Below are 16,330 nucleotides of genomic sequence, written 5' to 3' on the forward strand. Positions count from 1 at the left end.
CGGGTGAGAAAGATAACTTTGCCATTAACCGCCCTGAAGCGTTAGCAAATGTAATTGGTAATTTGTTTGATGCAGTAGGAATAGCCGGTTGGATCATTGGTGGATTTTCGATCCTTGTAGGAGGTTTCGGTATAGCCAACATCATGTTTGTTTCGGTAAAAGAGCGAACGCCTATTATAGGCTTGCAAAAATCGCTGGGTGCCAAGAATTATTTTATCATGTTCCAGTTCCTGTTCGAAGCAATCTTTTTGAGTTTGATCGGTGGATTGGCAGGCTTGTTCCTGGTATATCTCATAACGTTTATCCCGTTGGGGAGCCTGGTCGTTACGCTCACTATAAAAAATATAGTGCTTGGCCTCGGGGTATCTACCGTTATTGGTCTTGTTTCAGGCGTTGTGCCAGCCGCATTGGCCGCACGCCTCGATCCTGTAATTGCTATCAGGGCATCATGATATTCTTTCGAGATCACGGAAAATAATTGCCTCCGGATTTAACCCGGAGGCAATTTATTTTTAGATATATCTGATTTAAGATGGTTATTCCTTTTCCTCTAAAACCTTTGTTCCTTCAACACCGGCCATTTGCTCTTTGATCTTCTTTTCGATCTCTTCCATTAATTCCGGATTGTCTTCAATGAGCTGTTTTACGGCATCGCGACCCTGGCCCAGTTTATTGCCATTGTAAGAGAACCATGAACCGGATTTCTGAACCACGTTCAGCTCAACACCGAGGTCGATTATTTCACCTGATTTAGATATACCACGACCGTACATAATGTCGAACTCTACTACTTTGAATGGAGGTGCCACTTTGTTCTTCACAACTTTTACTTTCACACGGTTACCGGTAATATCGTCTGCAGCTTCTTTGATCTGCCCAATCCGGCGGATATCCAAACGAACGGATGCATAGAATTTCAAAGCATTACCACCGGTAGTAGTTTCCGGGTTACCGAACATAACACCGATCTTTTCGCGCAACTGGTTGATGAAGATACAAGAGCAGCCAGTCTTGCTGATGGTACCGGTAAGCTTACGCAATGCCTGTGACATTAAACGTGCCTGCAAGCCCATTTTGCTTTCACCCATTTCCCCCTCCAATTCACCTTTTGGTACAAGCGCAGCCACCGAGTCAATTACAATGATATCGATCGCTCCCGAACGAATCAGGTGGTCGGCAATTTCAAGCGCCTGTTCACCATTGTCGGGCTGAGAGATCAGCAGGTTCTCGGTATCAATTCCTAGTTTTTCAGCGTATGCTTTGTCGAAGGCGTGTTCTGCATCGATAAAAGCCGCCAGTCCACCGCGCTTCTGTGCTTCGGCAATGCAGTGCATGGTGAGCGTTGTTTTACCGGAAGATTCAGGTCCGTAGATCTCGGTAATTCTTCCACGCGGTATACCACCAATGCCCAATGCAATATCAAGACCGAGCGAACCTGTAGAGATGGCAGGGATATCCACCACTTTCTCATCGCTAAGCTTCATTACGGTTCCTTTACCGTATGTCTTTTCCAGTTTGTCGATCGTTAACTGAAGCGCCTTCAGTTTTTCTTTAGCATCACTCATATATGTATTTATTTTTTCTTCGTTCTCAAGAGGTTCGGGTTTGAAAGTACAAAGGTTCAATCATACCTGCATGCATCTTTACATTAACCTCTTTAAAAAGTTGATTAACTATTATTATTAGTTTATTACGGGTTAAAAATACTAATTAAAATAGAATTTAAAAATCGAAAGGGTTAATACGGTATGATTTTTTGCTTCCAGCCTACAACCTAAAGATCAACTTACTTCATATCGCCACTGACCTCCTATACATACAAAGTTGCTGTATACTTTTATCTTGCGGGCTATTCAGAAGAGGAATTATTTTTTGAAATGCAGAACCGGGCCGGTAAAATATTCAAACGCATACTGTTGATTGTAGCTGTAGTAATAGCAGCGCTCGTTGTTTTCTATTGGGATCTGGTGGTGTATGGCGTTCGGCAAGGTTATGGACAATTGAACATTGTATGGAATGCGCGCCCGGTGGAAGAGTTTATGGCCGATCCATCATTCCCTGATTCATTGAAGGCACGCCTCCGTCTCATCAACGAAGTAAGAAAGTATGCAATCGACTCGCTTGGATTAAAAGACACTGAAAACTATAAAACGCTATACGATCAAAAAGGACAGGAGATTATGTGGGTGGTGCTGGCTTCAGAGCCGTTCAGGCTGCAGCCTAAAGAATGGAAATTCCCGGTGATAGGATCAGTTCCTTACAAAGGCTTCTTCAACCAGCAACGGGCATTCGATCTGAAGAAAGAACTGGAGGCCGAAGGATATGACGTGATCGTGCGCAATCCCGGAGGGTGGTCTACCCTCGGATGGTTCACCGATCCAATCCTTAGTAAGATGCTCAACCGCAGTGAAGGCGATCTCGCTAATCTTATTATTCATGAGATGTCGCATGCTACCATCTTTGTAAAAGACAGCGTGGATTTCAATGAGAACCTTGCTACGTTCATTGGCGATCGTGGTGCCGAGCGGTTTTTGATTCATAAGTATGGAGAAAATTCGCGCGAATACACCACCTATATGGACGAAGATAAAGATTACCTGAAGTATGTAGACCACATGCTGCGCGGTGCTGCATTGCTCGATAGTTTATACCATTCGTTTACCGGCCAGGAGCCTGTTTCGGTAAAGAAACAGCAAAAGGAAGCCGCTATACAACGTATCGTAAACAACCTCGACACATTGTCGCTGGCGTTGACCAAGCATCCCTCACAGCGTTTTAAGGAAAAGCTGCCCAATAATGCTTACTTCATGAACTTCCGCCAGTATCAATCGAAGCAGACCGTCTTTGCAGAGGAGTGGCATGGAAAATTTCACGGCAATCTGCGCGCCTATATCCATTACCTGAGTGAGAAATACCCGTTTCTTTAATAAGCCTGATCTTGTTGAGGCAAGGCATACAGGAATTATTTCGGGGCCACTTGTCGTTGTATTTATTATCGAATTGTTACGCCTGCTTAAGGAATTGTTAAGAAATGTTTACCGGTTTTTAGTGGGCCTTTTTATGTATATTTTTGAAGCAAATAGTTGAACTATGGGAAACAAGCAAATGCACAAAGTGCTTGTCGTAGATGATGAAGAGCCAATTTTGGAACTTCTGAAGTACAACCTTGAAAAAGGGGGGTATGATGTTAAAACAGCATCCGATGGCTCAAAGGCTGTAGATATTGCCAAAAAGTTTGTGCCTGACCTGGTACTGCTCGACATTATGATGCCAAAAATGGATGGTGTAGAAACCTGCCGGTTGTTACGCGATATCCCGGAGCTTCAAAAAACATTTGTTGTGTTCCTCACAGCCCGCTCGGAAGAATATTCAGAAGTAGCGGCCTTTGATGTAGGTGCCGATGACTATATCACCAAGCCCATCAAACCACGCGCGTTGATGAGCCGCATCAGTGCCCTGTTCAGAAGAGATTCCAAAAAATCTTCTCCTTCCAGTCTCATCACCATAGGAGAACTTACCATAGACCGCACCAGCTATACCATTAAGGTAAACGATAAAGAGATCAATCTTCCGAAGAAAGAATTTGAGCTCTTGTATTTCCTGGCGCAGAATCCGAATAAAGTATTTAGTCGTGAGGATCTCCTGCAGAATATCTGGGGGTCAGATGTATATGTACTGGCCAGAACGGTAGACGTACACATCCGGAAAGTACGCGAAAAGATTGGCGATGATTTCATCACTACCGTAAAAGGTGTAGGGTATAAATTCAGCTTGAATTAGTAACAGGTTTGCTGTTTACGTTATCAGAAGTTTCTTTTCTCGAATAACAAGTAACGGATAACGGTGAACTATTCGCGAATAATTATCTTCGGGCATGGTTTATAGTTCCCGTGGTCTTGCCCTCCTGCTTGCCTGCTGCATTGCGCTGATCACATCATTATTCCTGTCGCTGTTTAAAAGTATTGCCGCCAGTGCCTTGCTGGTTGCATTTGCCATTAGCTTCTCAGTTTCATACCTGCTGATATTCATTGTGCTGGAGTTTCTCATCTTCCGGGAGATCAACAAGATCTATAAGTTAATGGGCAAGCTTAAAAAGAAAGAGCTCGCCAAACTCGACAAGCAGAAAACAGCACCGCTCAATCCGCTCAAAACCATTAACGAAGATATTTACTCGTTTGCCGAGCTCAAGCAAAAGGAGATTGATGAACTTAAAAAGCTGGAAGCGTTTCGCCGGGAATTTATAGCCGATGTATCGCACGAGTTGAAGACACCTATTTTTGCTGCGCAGGGCTTTGTGCACACCCTGCTGGACGGTGCCGTGAACGATAAGTCCGTTCGTAATAAATTTCTGAAGAAGGCAGCCAAAAGTCTTGATGGCCTTGACATGCTGGTGCAAGACCTGCTCACACTTTCGCATATAGAAACCGGCCAGATCAAAATGCATTTCGAAACGATCGATATGTATAAGCTGACGGAGGAGGTGTTCGAACAATTTGAAGAGAAAGGCGAGAAACGGAATATCAAACTGCGTATTGAAGGCGTACATCATAAAGCACTGGTATATGCCGATTGGCAGCGAATTAGTCAGGTAATGACAAACCTGATCAGCAACGCTATCAAACACTCTTTTGATGGCTCTGAGGTGGTGGTAAGCTTTGACATCAGCAAGAAAAATGTAATAACCAATGTGCGCGATACCGGGGAAGGTATCCCGGTAGAACACCAGACGCGTATCTTTGAGCGTTTCTACCGGGTAGACAAGAGCCGAAGCCGTGAGAAAGGCGGCACCGGGTTGGGCCTCGCCATTGTAAAACACATTCTCGATGGGCATAACACCAAAGCCGAAGTGGAGAGCGAACCCGGCAAAGGTTCTACTTTTAGTTTTAAATTGCCGCGTGTAAAGCCCGAGGCGGACCAGCATCACCACCATCAGGCTGAGTAAAAACCAAAAACAGCAGCATTGAAGTCAACCAAGATAAATTTTGAAGATATCATCCTCTTCGAAGACGATGATTTTGTTCTTATTAATAAACCTCCGTTCGTGTCTACCCTGGAGGACCGCCACGACAAAGTAAATTTGCTGGCACTGGCCCGTGAATATCGGGGAGATGCACAAGTATGCCACCGATTGGATAAAGATACTTCAGGAGTATTGGCCATTGCTAAAAATCCGGAAGCGTATCGCCACATGAGCATGCAGTTCGAAAAGCGTGAAGTGAATAAAGTATATCATGCAATTGTAGATGGCATTCACAATTTCAAAGACAACCTGGTTGATCTTCCCATCCTTAAACAAGATGATGGTATGGTAAAGATCAGCAAGCGCGAAGGTAAACCCGCACAGACCTATTTCACTTCATTGCAATCTTACAAACTTCACACACTGGTAGAGTGCAGGCCTGTTACCGGTCGCATGCACCAGATACGTATACACCTGGCAACGCTGAAAGCATCCATTACGGGAGATGAGCTATATGGCGGAAAACCATTTTTCCTTTCCAGTGTAAAACGGGGATTCAACCTGAAGAAACAAACCGAAGAACAGCCGATCATGAAACGCATGGCACTGCATGCCTATGCACTGACTTTTACTGATTGTAAAGGAGTAACCCAAACGGTGAAAGCACCTTACCCAAAAGATATGCAGGCGTTGATCAAGCAGTTGGAGAGTAATAGTTAGTTATGCAGGGTATTTTAAAAGCAAGTATAGTAAGCCTTATACTTTTAGGTTCATGCGTTTCAGCATATAGCCAAATAGACAGTACAACAAGAAAAATGATTATTGTTCATCAACCGGAGTATCCGGGAGGATTTATGGCTATGCAGGAATTTCTTGCCAAGAATATGAAATACCCGCGAGAAGCTCGAATAAGGAGAGAGGAAGAAAGGTAGGTTTTGAATTAAGAATCGATACACTAGGCAATATAATCGACTTAAAGATTACGGAAGGTGAAGATTTAAAATATGGGTTAGTAGATGAAGTACTCCGTATCTTAAGCATCATGCCTCCGTGGGTACCGGCTACATCAACGGAGGGAACTGAAACGAGAAAAGTAGAAGGTATCGCTAATATAGTTCTGACTTTTAAATTAGCTCATTGATGAGTGAATATAGGATATCATACTCCTATATCTCCAGCGCAACATCACCACCAACGGGATAGCCCGTGCAGGTAAGCACGCGACCTTTTTCGATCTCTGCATCTACCAGTACTTCGTTGTTCCACATCCATACGTTTCCTTTTGTGCAAGTAGCAGCACAGGTTCCACATTGTCCTGATTCGCAGCTGTAGGGAATTGGTATACCCAGTTTTTTTGCCTGCGCCAATATCGTCTCCGGAAACTGCGATTGAAAAGTATATTGTCTTCCATCCACGGTTACGGTAATATGATGTGGATCTTTATCAGGCGGAAATCTCTTTTGCACCGGTTTTACAATAGCAAAATTTTCCCTGTGAATGTTTTGGGGAGGCACGCCTTCGGTTTGCAATACAATAGTTGCCATTCGCATATAGTCGTAAGGGCCACATGTATAAAAGAGCGATTCGTGATGCTCCGTGCCTGCGTATTGTTTTAGCAACACTTCCAGCAGCCCTTTTCCAAGTCGTGCCCGCAGCAGATTAGGCGCAGTGCTGAAAAGAAATTCAATTGTAAAACGCCCCTGGAATTTTTGTTGAAGCTCCTGCAAACTCGCATAAAATATTGTGCTGCCAGCATCACGGCTGCTATAGATAAGTGTTACCTGTACAGACGGATGGAAATAAAGCACCTGTTGCAATAATGAATAGATGGGAGCAATGCCGCTGCCTGCCGCAAGAAAGAGGATGCGTTTATAGCTTTCTATATTTTCCGGCAACGTAAAATACCCTGAAACGCCTATTGTTAACAGGGTATCACCAGGCCTGGCTTCGTCAATGAACCACCGCGAGTATGCACCATTTTCGACACGCTTTAAAGTGATTGAAGGAATGTCGTCTACCTCTGGAGTAGTGGAAAAAGAATAATTTCTCCGGTCTTCTTCCGAAGTAACTTTTGGAAACACAAACGTTATGAATTGCCCTGCCTGATATTGAATAGGAGATCCATCGGCCATTTCCAGCCTGAATGTTTTAACATCCTTCGTTTCCTGTACGATGTCGCGGATTATCACCTTTTTATAGGTCGGTAGAAGTGTGCTCAATGTTTAACAGAATGAAAAATGTACCAATAGGGGCCAAATGTATGGCGTTAATCGTAATCTGCTACAAGGTTTAACCACGAATTGTTTTATACAAAATAGAAGAATCCGGCAGGCTGTTCTGCACGTAATTCATATGCGTCTCCGACAATCTGTGGGAGATTTTGCATTTAAATCCGGAAAAAAGTCCGATCTTTGTCGCCCTAACTTCATCGTCAGGGGCCGCCAAAGGGCTATTGACCAGCATCTTAGCAGTTTGTTGAAATTGTTTTAGTGGATTTTAAAGCAAATTCAAAATCCCGCTTGCATTTACCAGACAGGCAGTTTACCTTTGTGTCCCTTTTTGAAAGGGGTAGTGTTTTTAATTGAATCTCTAATATTAAAATGGATCATAATAGCTATAAAACACTGAATGCCAACAAGGCTACAGTTGAAAAAGGCTGGATAGTGGTAGACGCAAACGCGCAAGTGCTGGGCCGTGTGGCTAGCCAGGTTGCTCACATTATCCGTGGAAAGCATAAGCCAAGCTATACTCCCAATGTGGATTGTGGCGATAACGTGATTGTTATCAACGCTGAAAAAGTAAGAATGACAGGTAAGAAGTGGAATGATCGCGTGATCTTCACCCACTCAGGTTATCCAGGCGGTCAGCGTGAGCATACTCCTACTATGATCCGCTCCAAGCACCCAGAACGTCTGATCGAGCACGCAGTACGCGGCATGCTTCCTAAAAACAGACTTGGACGCGAACTTTTCAGAAGCCTGCATGTTTATGCCGGAGCTGAACATCCTCATACCGCACAACAACCAAAAGAAATAAAGTTCTGATTACATGCAGATCATTAACGCAATAGGCAGAAGAAAGACCTCCATCGCCAGAGTTTATGTTAAACCTGGAAAGGGAGACATTAAGGTGAATGACCGTGAACTGAAAGAATATTTCATTTCAGAAATTCACCAGACAACAGTAAAACAACCTCTCGTAGCCGTAAAGGTTGACGGGCAGTATGATGTTACTGTGAATGTTGAAGGCGGTGGTGTAAAGGGGCAGGCTGAAGCAGTACGCCTCGGTATTGCGCGCGCCCTGGTTGAATTCAATGCTGAAAGCAAGCCAGTATTGAGAAAAGAAGGTTTCATTACCCGCGATTCCAGAATGGTAGAACGGAAGAAGCCAGGCAGAAGAAAGGCGAGAAGAAGATTCCAGTTTAGCAAGCGTTAATCATTAAGAGAATGGCTGAAAAATTAACATATCAGGATTTGTTGGATGCAGGTGTTCACTTTGGTCACCTTACCCGCAAGTGGAACCCGAAGATGGCTGAATACATCTTCATGGAAAATAACGGTATCCACCTTATTGACCTGAACAAAACTCTGGCATGTCTGGACGAAGCGACTTTCGCACTGAAGAACATTGTTCGCTCAGGACGTAAGATCATGTTCGTAGCGACGAAAAAGCAAGCTAAAGATATCGTAGCAGAAGAAGCAAAACGCCTCAACATGCCGTTCGTAACAGAGCGCTGGTTGGGTGGCATGCTAACCAACTTCGCTACTATTCGCAAATCATTGAAGAAACTCGCACAGATTGAAAAGCTTATGAAAGACGAAGCTTTCAGCAACTTGGCAAAACGCGAGCGCCTCATGATCACCCGCGAGAAAGCTAAACTTGAAAAACTGTTGGGTGGTATTGCCGATCTGAACAGACTGCCGGCTGCATTGTTTGTGATCGATGTAAAACGCGAGCATATCGCGGTTACCGAAGCTCAAAAACTGAACATTCCAGTGTTTGCATTGGTAGATACAAACTCAGATCCTTCGGGTGTAGATTTCCCTGTTCCTGCGAACGATGATGCTTTCAAATCAATTTCTATTCTTACCAAACACATTGGTAAAGTGATTGAAGAAGGTTTGATGGAGCGCAAAAAGGACAAGGATGATGCTGCCCAGAAGAAGGAAGAAGATGAGAAAAGAAAAGTAGATACTGCGGTAGAAGAATCGAAGTAATTACAATACGCTGATGTGCCAAGGTGCAGTAATTGCACACGGTAGTCATAATTAATGCAATGATAATGCACTAAACATCGGCCCCAAGCCGGTGTTTAGTTTTTTTAGGGAGTTCAAAAAAAACGTAAAACGTAAAACGTAAATCTTAAAATCGTAAATACTATGTCAGCTATTTCAGCACAAGATGTAAACAAGCTCCGCCAGATGACGGGTGCCGGTATGATGGATTGTAAAAAAGCCCTTGCCGAAGCCGAAGGCGATTTTGATAAAGCTATCGAGATACTTAGAAAGAAGGGTCAGAAAGTTTCTGCTTCCCGTTCTGACAGAGAAGCGAAAGAAGGTTCTGTATTCATTAAAGTGAGCGATGATAATAAAGAAGCTGTGCTGATCGCATTGAACTGCGAAACTGACTTCGTAGCAAAGAATGAAGAGTTCCAGAACCTGGGCAAACTGATCGCTGAAACTGCATTTGCCAACAAGCCTGCTACGAAAGAAGCACTGCTTGGTCTGAGTGCTGGCAGTCTTACACTGAATGACAAGATTGTTGAATTGGTTGGTAAGATTGGTGAGAAGATTGAAGTGAGCGAATATGTGCACATGAAAGGAGAAGCTGTTGTTCCCTATATCCACGCAGGTTCTAAACTCGGTGTACTTGTGTCGCTGAAAGGAGTAAATGGTAAAGACGTTACTGAAGCCGGTAAGGATGTGGGTATGCAAATCGCTGCCATGAACCCTGTAGCGGTTGATGAAAAATCAGTAGATCAATCAATCATTGAGAAAGAACTTGAGATTGCCAAAGCTCAGATACTGGCAGAAGGTAAGCCTGAAAACATGGTAGACAAGATCGCACAAGGTAAACTGCAGAAGTTCTTCAAAGAGACCACTCTGTTGCACCAGATCTTTGTAAAAGACAATTCAAAGACAGTTGCTCAATACCTGGATAGCGTAACCAAAGGTTTGACAGTGGCTGAATTCAAGCGTGTAGCAATCGCTTAAAATAATAGATAGTCATTTGATCAAAAAGCCTTTTCAGTATTCGCTGAAAAGGCTTTTTATTTATACTCTTGTTTCAAATATAGACTATGTCTGTGATAGGATTACTTACCTGCCAGCGACTCCCCAGCCTGTATGAGGCAGACCAGCCGTTGATAGCTTTGTTTGCTGCGAAAGGAATTACCGCCAGGCCCGTTATCTGGAATGATCCGGCTGTGCGTTGGGAAGATTACCAATACCTGGTCATCCGCAATACGTGGGATTACTATACACAGAGCGATGCCTTTGCCCGGTGGCTTCAGTCAATGTCGGATAAGGATATACCGCTATTCAACCCGGTAACTATTGTGCAACAGAATCTGCATAAGTTCTACTTGCAGCAATTTGAACGAAACGGTGTTACGATTATACCAACGCTGTTTTCATCTGCTGCAGCGCCTGTTTCTTTTGGTGCGTTGCGTGAAAAACAGTGGGAGAAGATTGTGATCAAGCCGGCTATATCGGCAGGTTCTTATCTTACAAAGACGCACTCATCGAGTGAACTAACGAAGCAAAACTTCGAAGAGGCAATTGCAGGCAGTGACTGGCTGATACAACCGTACCTTCCTGAAATTACGGAGCGAGGCGAAATATCCATGATCTTTTTCAATGGTATATTTTCACATGCTGTGGTGAAGAAACCAAAGGAAGGAGACTTTCGTGTGCAGCGACAATACGGAGGAAAATATCAACTTTTTCAACCAGATAATTACCTGTTGCAAACGGGAAAGAAAGTTATAGCGCAAATACCACAGACTTTACTTTATGCACGGGTAGACGGTGTAATGATTGGAGACGAATTTCACCTGATGGAGCTGGAGTTGATTGAGCCAGACCTTTATTTTGAATTTGATAATGCGATCAGAGAACGCTTTGTAGAATCAGTTGTGAAGCAGATAGCGGGTAATATATAGTTAAGTTATCCCTTCGCTTCGATAATTTCTATCTCTGTTCTTCGGTTAATTGCGCGGCCGCCTTCTTCATCATCGTTACTTACAATAGGGCGTTCGGAGCCATAACCTTTTGCGCTGAGGCGTGAAGCAGCGATGCCATGTTCAATCAGGTAATTTACCACAGCTGTAGCCCGTTTCAGTGAAAGCACCTTGTTGGTTTCGGCATTACCTGTATTATCGGTGTGACCATTTATCTGTACGTTCAGATTCGGGTTGGTAATAAGCAGTTCTTTAATATTCTCAACCTCTGCGATCGATTCAGGCTTAAGGTCAGATTTACCGATATCAAAGAAGATGTTCTTCAATACCACTTTAGAACCGACCTCTGCTTTCACCATGATGATGTGTGTATCGATCTCCTGATATTCTGCAAATTCAGGCAAGCTGAAGTTGATAGAGTTGAAAAGGTAGCCATCCCGCTCAGTAGACACACCGTAGTTACCACCGTGTGGAATGGTTATTTCGAACTCCCCGGTTTTAGGATCGGAGTACATTTTTGTAACGACTTTGTTAGAAATGTTATCTACCAGAAATATAGTGGCTCCTAATGGCTGCGCTGTCGTTTCATCAATTACTTTTCCGCGAAGTACCGTTACTACCTTCAAATCTTTTTTAGCCTGTATGCTCGGATCAACGAAGTTATCCGGCTGTGGTTTTGTTTCAGCCACCGGTTGTGTTACCACGACAGGCGTTTCTACCTTGGGCTCCTCTACTTTTGGCTCTTCCTTCTTAGGTTCCTCTTTGGGTGGCTCTACTTTTGGCTCTTCTTTGGGAGTGACTTGTATTGTAGTAGTAACAGGTTCGGAACTTGCCAACAATACCGGTTCTTTTTCTTCTTCTTTGGGTGGAGGTGGCAGGAAGTTTATAGTATATATATCGGCACTTCCCATGCCTTCTGCACGAAGCGTTGAATAGTAACCTGTTTTTTTATCTTCTGATATACTGAAAAATCCATCGTACTCAATGGAGTTTACCGGATACCCGAGGTTTACAGGCTTCTGCCATTTGCCATCTTTAAATTCGCTTTTAAAAATGTCATTGCTCCCCATGCTCGGATGTCCATCGGAAGAGAAATATAGCGTAACACCATCCGGATGGATAAATGGAGAATCTTCATTGCCTGGTGTATTAATAGCGCTTCCGAGGTTTACCGGCTTCGCCCAGTTACCCTTTGGGTCGAGGGTACTCATCCAGATATCGAGTTCGCCCTTTCCTCCCGGACGATTGCTGGAGAAAAAAAGCTTCTGGCCATCGGCCGATATACAAGCCGATGTTTCCCAGAATAAAGGTGTATTGATATTCTTGTTAAGTGGTTCGGGCTTGGTCCAGTCTGAGCCTTCCTGGTGCGAAGTATATATATCTCCGGATCCATCTTCGTAGTACAAAAAAAGTGTTTTCCCATCTGCTGAAAGAGAAGCTGCTGCATCATTAAACTTGATGTTGATGTTAGGGCTGATTTTTTCCGGAGCTCCCCATGTGTCGCCAGTCTTATGTGCTATATATATATCTTCGAAATTCGTTCCACTCTTGATCTTGTAGTCATCCGTCGAACGATTGGAGGTGAAGATCATCGTTTTCCCATCGCTTGTTACCAGCGGAGAATATTCATTGAAGCGGGTGTTGATGCCGGCACCTATATTCTGAATAACGGCACGCACCGGCTTACGTGTAAGAGAGTCACCGATCTCGCATTCGTAGATCTTTTGTGTTGCGATCTCATAAAGCTTCTTGTTCTTTGATCGGAATGCCTCGTAGTGATCACGTGCCTTGGCATACTGGTGGTTATTCTGGTATGCCATACCGAGGTAATAATCAATATCTTCGTCTACGTTGGGTTTTGCATGAACAGCTTTCTCAAGGTATGGAAGCGATTTTGACTTTAATTCAGTATACAGATAACACATGCCGATCTTAAAGTTAGTGTTGGCATCGTCATCTCCGGGGTTCGCTTCCAAATAGCTTTTTAGAGCATTTTCATAATCTTTCTTCGCAAAGAAACGATCCCCCTTTTCAATAAGGTTTTGTGATTGACCACGAAAAGGAATTGCGAGGCCAAAAACAATCAGCATGAGATAAAATAGCTTATCCATAATGATGGATAGAAATTGATTCCAAAAGGTTAAAAAATCACAGTAAATATATTGAAAAATACCCCGGTAAACACGTGTATTAGTCAAGGACTTGTCGATACCGTTGCTTGCTTGGTCGAATGGATCAAAATGCTACCCCAGATAAGGTAATAAACGCGCTGCTAAGAAGTTTTCTTCTTGCTTTTAAAGCCGGGACCACGTACCACTCTGCCAGGTTTTGCTCCAGTATGTTCGCCATTGTTCAATACCTGTACCCCATTTACAAGAACATGTATCATGCCTGTGGCATATTGTCTTGGTTTATCAAACGTGGCGTGGTCTTGAATTTTTGCCGGATCGAACATTACTACATCTGCACAGTAACCGATTTTCAACGATCCGCGCTTTTTTACTTTTAAATTAGTTGCTGGTAGCGATGTCAGTTTTCGAACAGCTTCCTGTAAGGTGAGCAACTTTTCATCGCGCACATATTTGCCCAGTACGCGTGCAAAGGTTCCATAGCTCCGCGGGTGGGCTCCTTCTTCCATGTTCTTTTCATCAATGGTTTCTGAACCGCCATCAGAGCCGAAGCTCACATACGGTAATTGTATAATGCGCCTCACATTTTCTTCCGACTGTTGATGATATAATGCTTCAATGCGTGAGCGATCGCGAACAATTAGATCGATAACTGTTTCATCGGCATTCTTACCATGAAGACGAGCCACTTCACTCAGCTTCTTTCCCTTATAAAGTTTGTTCAGCGAGTCGAGGCGGAAGCCCATCAACACAACATATTCCGGATCGGAGTTTTTGTAGGGTATACCCATCTCCATTTCATACAAAACTTTTTTGCGGATAGCAGGTGTCTTTAACTTCTGGCGCATCATTTTTCCGCCACCTTCCTGCACCCACGTGGGGAGCCGTGACGTTAACCCCGTAGCACTCGCGGTATAGGGATACATATCTGCAGTAATTTTTATCCCTGCTTTTTGTGCGCTATCAATCTTGGTAAGCAGGGTATCAATTTTGTTCCAGTTGCGTGCTATGTTCAATTTCATGTGGTATATCTCGACTGGTATATTTGCTTCGCGTGCAATGCGCAGGGTTTCGTTAACACCATTCAGTATAAAATCGCCTTCGCTGCGCATGTGCGTAGTATACATGCCTCCATATTGCGAGGCCACTTTTGCCAGCGCAATCAATTCTTCAGTATCTGCATAGGTTGCCGGTGCATAGATCAGCGAAGTGCCGAGGCCCATGGCGCCTTCTTCCATAGCCTGCTGCACCAGTTGCTTCATCTGCTGAAGCTCCGCATCGGTAGGTTTTCGGTTATCCTGGTTCATTACGTAGTTGCGCACGGAAGTTTGTCCTACAAACGAAGCTACATTGGTAGATATACCTTTCCTGGTTATCCAGTTGAAGTAACCACCGAGTGTTGTCCAGAGGCTATCAACTGCTACTTTACTCTTGCGCTTCATCGGGCCGGGCGACCAGCCTTCTCCGAATACTTCCAGGGTAACGCCTTGTTTGATGTCACTCATGGAACGTCCGTCTTTCAACAGATTCTGATCGGCCCAGCTAAGCATATTGATAAAGCCGGGAGCAACAGCAAGGCCGGAAGCATCGATCTCCTTTTTTCCGGTGGCATTATCGAGCTTTCCAATCGCAGCAATGGTATCGCTATTGATCGCTATATCTGCAGTATAGGGAATGTCGCCGGAACCATCGTATATCGTTCCGTTGCGGATGATTATATCAAACTGTTGAGGCTTTTGCGTGCAAGCCAGGATAAGGATGAGTGTTAGTGAAGCAGCTGAAAAAATAATGTAGCGCATGTAGTTTGGAAAAAGTATACGATGATAGTGAGGTTTCTGCAGAAAAGAAATGCAGATGTGCGAAAGAAGTGATGATGTAAGAAACTAAAGGCGATGCTACTAAATTACACCCATCCGCATAAACACCGGGAAAGATACGGTCTTGATTTCAGCCGGCTCCCAATGCTTTCGTAGACTTTCTACCACAGCACTTACGGGATTTGCCTGGTGCTTGTGAATATATTTTTGCGTGGCCGACCAGCTTTCGAGATAGCCGGCAAGATGCTCCAACGACCATGTTACATCGATCGAGAATTTAGGTGTAGTAATTTCGGGGAAGGGAAACTCGATCGTTTTGTATTCCTGCTCTACCAGTCTGCGCGCATCATCCCAGAACGGCCCGACAGTATTGCTATAAAAATTCGTGATAATATCATCGATCGCAGGTTCAATATATAACAAAGCATATCCCCATACAGCCAGGATGCCACCGGGTTTGCCAACACGTTTCACTTCTTTGTAAAACTTATCGCGATCGAACCAATGCAACGCCTGGGCTACTGTGATCAGATCGAACTGATGATCGTGAAAGGGAGTTTGTTCAGCAGCACTAACCTTGTAGTAAATATTGGCAGATGGATAAGCATTATCGAGCTGCTGTTGACTGATGTCGGTTGCTTCTACACGCTCAAAGTAATGAGCGAGTGCGCGGGCTACTTGTCCGTTGCCAGTAGCGCAATCCCAGGCTATAGCTTTGTGCTTTACATGCCGCATAATATGCTGGTAGACCGCTTCCGGATAATCGGGGCGGAACGCTGCATATATTTTTGAGTGGCCTGAGAACAAATCTTTCATAAAGCTACTGGTTACTGGCTGCTAGCGGCTGGATGGAGTGGGTGTGATTTATAGTGATATCTACTTCGACATTCGTTGGTCGATGTTCCTTGTTCGATATTCAATTCTGTTATCAGTTACAGATTAATCGTTAATAGAACCCTTCTAAATATTCATTACTCGATGTCACTTGTTTCAATATTAAACGGTAGACGCAAATTGTAAGTTGCAAGAGGGCGTGAGAGGGGAAAATCCAGTTACACAAAGTTTACGAAGGAGGTACAGAGGTGCCTAAAAATGTATGTGCATTTATCTGTGCTGATCTGTGAAATCTGTGGGAAAATAATTTCACGCTATTTTCCCACAGACTATAAACAGCTGACGTTTAACAGCAAATCATTTCTTAATCAACAAAGCAAGCTCATTCAATTGCTCCTGTGAAATGGTA

General features: G+C 43.9%; 15 protein-coding genes. 10 read left to right on the forward strand and 5 right to left on the reverse strand.

Translation table 11 applies throughout. The features are described from left to right. Positions 1-452 (forward strand): ABC transporter permease (locus tag V7Q33_RS19235; RefSeq protein WP_333820936.1); only part of this gene is annotated, 452 nt, incomplete at its 5' end. 84 nt (positions 453-536) lie between these two features. On the opposite strand, the gene recA is transcribed toward V7Q33_RS19235, so the two are convergent. Next, complete coding sequence (recA, locus tag V7Q33_RS19240; RefSeq protein ID WP_331974807.1) at positions 537-1,565, reverse strand: recombinase RecA; 1,029 nt, start codon at positions 1,563-1,565, stop codon at positions 537-539. A gap of 312 nt (positions 1,566-1,877) precedes the next feature. Between recA and V7Q33_RS19245 the strand changes: the two genes are divergently transcribed. The 4 genes from V7Q33_RS19245 (at position 1,878) to V7Q33_RS19260 (ending at position 5,680) form a co-directional block, all read left to right on the forward strand. Next, the gene (locus V7Q33_RS19245) at positions 1,878-2,927 is read left to right on the forward strand and encodes an aminopeptidase (RefSeq protein ID WP_333820937.1); all 1,050 of its coding nucleotides are present in this window, start codon (positions 1,878-1,880) and stop codon (positions 2,925-2,927) included. Positions 2,928-3,090: 163 nt separating this feature from the next. Next, on the forward strand, positions 3,091-3,780 hold the full coding sequence (locus tag V7Q33_RS19250) for a response regulator transcription factor (protein WP_331974803.1): 690 nt from the start codon (positions 3,091-3,093) through the stop codon (positions 3,778-3,780). A 94-nt stretch (positions 3,781-3,874) separates the two neighbouring features. Then, on the forward strand, positions 3,875-4,942 hold the full coding sequence (locus V7Q33_RS19255) for a sensor histidine kinase (protein ID WP_331974801.1): 1,068 nt from the start codon (positions 3,875-3,877) through the stop codon (positions 4,940-4,942). Between the two features lie 18 nt (positions 4,943-4,960). Then, positions 4,961-5,680, forward strand: coding sequence for an RluA family pseudouridine synthase (locus V7Q33_RS19260; RefSeq protein WP_331974799.1), 720 nt, complete (start codon positions 4,961-4,963; stop codon positions 5,678-5,680). A 446-nt stretch (positions 5,681-6,126) separates the two neighbouring features. Here the strand turns inward: V7Q33_RS19260 and V7Q33_RS19265 are convergent, their stop codons facing one another. After that, positions 6,127-7,179: a ferredoxin--NADP reductase gene (locus V7Q33_RS19265; RefSeq protein ID WP_333820938.1), complete on the reverse strand. Its 1,053-nt coding sequence runs from the start codon at positions 7,177-7,179 to the stop codon at positions 6,127-6,129. 381 nt (positions 7,180-7,560) lie between these two features. On the opposite strand from V7Q33_RS19265, the gene rplM reads away from it, so the two are divergent. From rplM to V7Q33_RS19290, 5 genes are all read left to right on the forward strand, one after another. Continuing rightward, positions 7,561-8,004, forward strand: coding sequence for a 50S ribosomal protein L13 (gene rplM / locus V7Q33_RS19270; RefSeq protein WP_331974795.1), 444 nt, complete (start codon positions 7,561-7,563; stop codon positions 8,002-8,004). Positions 8,005-8,008: 4 nt separating this feature from the next. Beyond that, positions 8,009-8,395, forward strand: a complete 387-nt coding sequence (gene rpsI / locus V7Q33_RS19275) for a 30S ribosomal protein S9 (protein ID WP_331974793.1) — start codon at positions 8,009-8,011, stop codon at positions 8,393-8,395. 11 nt (positions 8,396-8,406) lie between these two features. Then, positions 8,407-9,177, forward strand: a complete 771-nt coding sequence (rpsB, locus tag V7Q33_RS19280; RefSeq protein WP_331974791.1) for a 30S ribosomal protein S2 — start codon at positions 8,407-8,409, stop codon at positions 9,175-9,177. 162 nt (positions 9,178-9,339) lie between these two features. Further along, on the forward strand, positions 9,340-10,173 hold the full coding sequence (gene tsf, locus V7Q33_RS19285; RefSeq protein WP_331974789.1) for a translation elongation factor Ts: 834 nt from the start codon (positions 9,340-9,342) through the stop codon (positions 10,171-10,173). An 86-nt stretch (positions 10,174-10,259) separates the two neighbouring features. Then, the gene (locus V7Q33_RS19290; RefSeq protein ID WP_333820939.1) at positions 10,260-11,123 is read left to right on the forward strand and encodes an ATP-grasp domain-containing protein; all 864 of its coding nucleotides are present in this window, start codon (positions 10,260-10,262) and stop codon (positions 11,121-11,123) included. Between the two features lie 5 nt (positions 11,124-11,128). Here the strand turns inward: V7Q33_RS19290 and V7Q33_RS19295 are convergent, their stop codons facing one another. The 3 genes from V7Q33_RS19295 to V7Q33_RS19305 form a co-directional block, all read right to left on the reverse strand. Next, positions 11,129-13,252, reverse strand: a complete 2,124-nt coding sequence (locus V7Q33_RS19295) for an OmpA family protein (protein ID WP_333820940.1) — start codon at positions 13,250-13,252, stop codon at positions 11,129-11,131. A 161-nt stretch (positions 13,253-13,413) separates the two neighbouring features. Then, positions 13,414-15,069: an N-acyl-D-amino-acid deacylase family protein gene (locus V7Q33_RS19300; RefSeq protein WP_333820941.1), complete on the reverse strand. Its 1,656-nt coding sequence runs from the start codon at positions 15,067-15,069 to the stop codon at positions 13,414-13,416. A 99-nt stretch (positions 15,070-15,168) separates the two neighbouring features. Continuing rightward, positions 15,169-15,903 carry a class I SAM-dependent methyltransferase gene (locus tag V7Q33_RS19305; RefSeq protein ID WP_333820942.1) on the reverse strand — a complete coding sequence of 245 codons (735 nt, stop codon included), beginning with the start codon at positions 15,901-15,903 and terminating at the stop codon, positions 15,169-15,171. Positions 15,904-16,330 lie beyond the last annotated feature (427 nt).

The sequence above is a fragment of the Ohtaekwangia sp. genome (assembly GCF_036786105.1).
Taxonomy (GTDB): Bacteria; Bacteroidota; Bacteroidia; order Cytophagales; family Cyclobacteriaceae; genus Ohtaekwangia.

Coding starts and splice junctions, on each gene's coding strand:
- recA (WP_331974807.1), bottom strand. CDS start 1,565: ATGAGTGATGCTAAAGAAAAACTGAAGGCGCTTCAGTTAACGATCGAC.
- V7Q33_RS19245 (WP_333820937.1), top strand. CDS start 1,878: ATGCAGAACCGGGCCGGTAAAATATTCAAACGCATACTGTTGATTGTA.
- V7Q33_RS19250 (WP_331974803.1), top strand. CDS start 3,091: ATGGGAAACAAGCAAATGCACAAAGTGCTTGTCGTAGATGATGAAGAG.
- V7Q33_RS19255 (WP_331974801.1), top strand. CDS start 3,875: ATGGTTTATAGTTCCCGTGGTCTTGCCCTCCTGCTTGCCTGCTGCATT.
- rplM (WP_331974795.1), top strand. CDS start 7,561: ATGGATCATAATAGCTATAAAACACTGAATGCCAACAAGGCTACAGTT.
- rpsI (WP_331974793.1), top strand. CDS start 8,009: ATGCAGATCATTAACGCAATAGGCAGAAGAAAGACCTCCATCGCCAGA.
- rpsB (WP_331974791.1), top strand. CDS start 8,407: ATGGCTGAAAAATTAACATATCAGGATTTGTTGGATGCAGGTGTTCAC.
- tsf (WP_331974789.1), top strand. CDS start 9,340: ATGTCAGCTATTTCAGCACAAGATGTAAACAAGCTCCGCCAGATGACG.
- V7Q33_RS19290 (WP_333820939.1), top strand. CDS start 10,260: ATGTCTGTGATAGGATTACTTACCTGCCAGCGACTCCCCAGCCTGTAT.
- V7Q33_RS19295 (WP_333820940.1), bottom strand. CDS start 13,252: ATGGATAAGCTATTTTATCTCATGCTGATTGTTTTTGGCCTCGCAATT.
- V7Q33_RS19300 (WP_333820941.1), bottom strand. CDS start 15,069: ATGCGCTACATTATTTTTTCAGCTGCTTCACTAACACTCATCCTTATC.
- V7Q33_RS19305 (WP_333820942.1), bottom strand. CDS start 15,903: ATGAAAGATTTGTTCTCAGGCCACTCAAAAATATATGCAGCGTTCCGC.